General features: G+C 58.2%; 3 protein-coding genes. All 3 read right to left on the bottom strand.

The genetic code is table 11. The features are described 5' to 3' along the window. The 3 genes from VGP75_RS14790 to VGP75_RS14780 all read right to left on the bottom strand — a co-directional run bounded on the left by VGP75_RS14790 (position 1) and on the right by VGP75_RS14780 (position 2,064). Positions 1 to 849 (bottom strand): ferredoxin--NADP reductase, encoded by an 849-nt coding sequence (locus VGP75_RS14790; protein WP_400088873.1) that lies wholly within the window; start codon positions 847 to 849, stop codon positions 1 to 3. Positions 850 to 937: 88 nt separating this feature from the next. Then, positions 938 to 1,348: a DUF934 domain-containing protein gene (locus VGP75_RS14785; RefSeq protein ID WP_327544395.1), complete on the bottom strand. Its 411-nt coding sequence runs from the start codon at positions 1,346 to 1,348 to the stop codon at positions 938 to 940. Next, entirely contained in the window at positions 1,345 to 2,064 is a 720-nt protein-coding gene (locus tag VGP75_RS14780; protein ID WP_327544397.1) for a phosphoadenylyl-sulfate reductase, read from the bottom strand. Before VGP75_RS14780 ends, VGP75_RS14785 begins: the two co-directional genes overlap by 4 nt. Between the last annotated feature and the right edge of the window lie 25 nt (positions 2,065 to 2,089).

The following is a 2,089-nucleotide window of genomic DNA, read 5'->3' as shown; positions in this document are numbered from 1 at the left end:
TTAGTCCAGAAATGCCTTTTCTACGACGTAATGCTGGGGGTTCGAGTTGGCCCCTTCGACCAGCCCGTATTCTTCCAGCATATCCTTGAGCTCAAGATTGAAGGCAAGGTTGCCGCAGATCATCGCGCGGTCGGTTTCAGGTGACAGTGGCGGCACGCCCAGATCGGCAAATGCCTCGCCCGAGCGCATCAGGTCAGTGATGCGGCCCATCTTTGGGCTCTCTTCGCGGGTGGTTGTCGGGTAGTATTTGATCTTCTTCCAGAACCCTTCGCCGATCACTTCGTTCAGCAATTCGTCGGTTTTCAGGGCTTCGATCAGGTCGCGTCCATAGGTCAGTTCACCCACTTCGCGGCAGGTGTGGGTGATGATCACCTCGTCATAGTCTTCGTAGGTCTGCGGTTCGCGCAGCAAGGACGCGAATGGTGCAAAGCCTGTGCCGGTGGCAAAGAACCAGATCCGCTTGCCGGGCAGCAGGGCGTCATGCACCAGCGTGCCAACGGGTTTCGGGCGCAGGATCAGTTCATCACCGGGCTGGATATGTTGCAGGCGGGATGTCAGCGGGCCGTCTTGCACCTTGATCGAATAGAACTCCAGCTCTTCATCCCAAGAGGGCGACGCGATCGAATAGGCGCGCAGCAGCGGCTTTTGCTTGCCGGTTTTAGGGTCCGGATCGCCCATCAGGCCGATCATCACAAACTCGCCCGACCGGAACCGCAAGGATGCAGGCCGCGTCACCCGAAAGGAAAACAGACGGTCCGTGTAGTGTTTCACTTCAGTCACGGTCTGCGCATCGGGCAGGGTGGGCACGGCTTTGGCGGTATCTAAAGTCACAGGTTTTTGCTCGGTCATATCATTCATGGCAGCCCTGATAGGGCCGCCCTCCGGTTTAGTCGTTGATCTGGATCAGGGAAAGGGGTGCGGGTCTATTCTTTGCCGATTAGCCGCGCAAACGGGCCTGATAGTGGTGGTTTTGCCAATCTGCACGGTAGAGCCATTGGTCTTCGGGCTGGCGTGTGGCGAGGGCGTCGTCAATCTCCACCTCGTCAAAGCCTGACCGCCGCGCCATGGCGTATTGATCGGCCAGCACATGGCCCTTGGCGCGCAACCGTCCCTGATAGCCCGCCCGCCGCAACAGCGCGGCAAGCGTAAAGCCGCGCCCGTCTGCCGAGGAGGGGAAATCAATCCGGATCATCTTGGCCTGTGTCAGATCGGCCAAGGCGTCAGGTGACGTGTCGGACGGCAGGTCGATGCCATAGCCGCAATCATTTGCGGCTTTTTCACCCAAGCCGACAAAGCCGGCTGTGAAATCATCCGTGGTAAACCCGCGGTCTGTTACAATCACACTCATGCTGCCTGTCCTTGTCGTACGGCTTTGCCATTCCCAAAATGAATCCCGCATTCGGTTTTGTCGCTACCACGCCAGCGGCCTGCGCGCGGGTCTTCATGGTCGCTCACGCGGGTGGTGCAGGGCAAACATCCGATGGAGGGATAGCCTTTGGCCACCAGCGGATGGCGTGGCAGGTTGTGATCGGTAATGTAAGCGTTCAGGTCGGCAGAACTCCACTGGACAAGCGGGTTGATCTTGATCTTGCGGCCGTCCTTTTCAAACAGCGGGAGCGTCGCACGGCTGCCGCCTTGAAACTGTTTGCGGCCCGTGATCCAGCCGTCGAACTCTTCTAGCGCTTCGGCCAGGGGCCGGGTCTTGCGCAGATCACAGCAGGCATCCTTGTCGGCCTGATGCAAAAGCCCGTCCACATCCTCGGTCAGCACCGCGTTGCGGTTTGGCGTAATCACGCGCACATCGCGCAGCCCCAGATGTTCTGCGACTTCTTTCTGATAGGCCAGCGTTTCCTCGAACAGCATTTCGGTATCGAGGAAAATGACGGGTGCGTCCTTGTCGATCTCTGACACCATATGCAAGAGCACGACACTCTCGGCCCCGAAGGAGGACACAAGAGCAATTTTGCCAAGTTCCACATCATCCAGCGCATGACGCAGCACAGTTTGCGCATCGCTCTTGCGGTGCAGGATATTGCGACGTTCAACGAGTTCTTTAAGCGGCATTTGCTTTATCCTCTCGTGGGTAAAG

The sequence above is a fragment of the Yoonia sp. genome (assembly GCF_036007805.1).
GTDB lineage: Bacteria > Pseudomonadota > Alphaproteobacteria > Rhodobacterales > Rhodobacteraceae > Yoonia.
The sequence above is the reverse complement of the archived record's forward strand: the minus strand, read 5'-3'. Positions and strand labels throughout refer to the sequence as shown.

Bases quoted from the DNA above. Each gene is read 5' to 3' on its own strand.
- VGP75_RS14780 (WP_327544397.1), bottom strand. From the start codon at position 2,064: ATGCCGCTTAAAGAACTCGTTGAACGTCGCAATATCCTGCACCGCAAG.
- VGP75_RS14785 (WP_327544395.1), bottom strand. From the start codon at position 1,348: ATGAGTGTGATTGTAACAGACCGCGGGTTTACCACGGATGATTTCACA.
- VGP75_RS14790 (WP_400088873.1), bottom strand. From the start codon at position 849: ATGACCGAGCAAAAACCTGTGACTTTAGATACCGCCAAAGCCGTGCCC.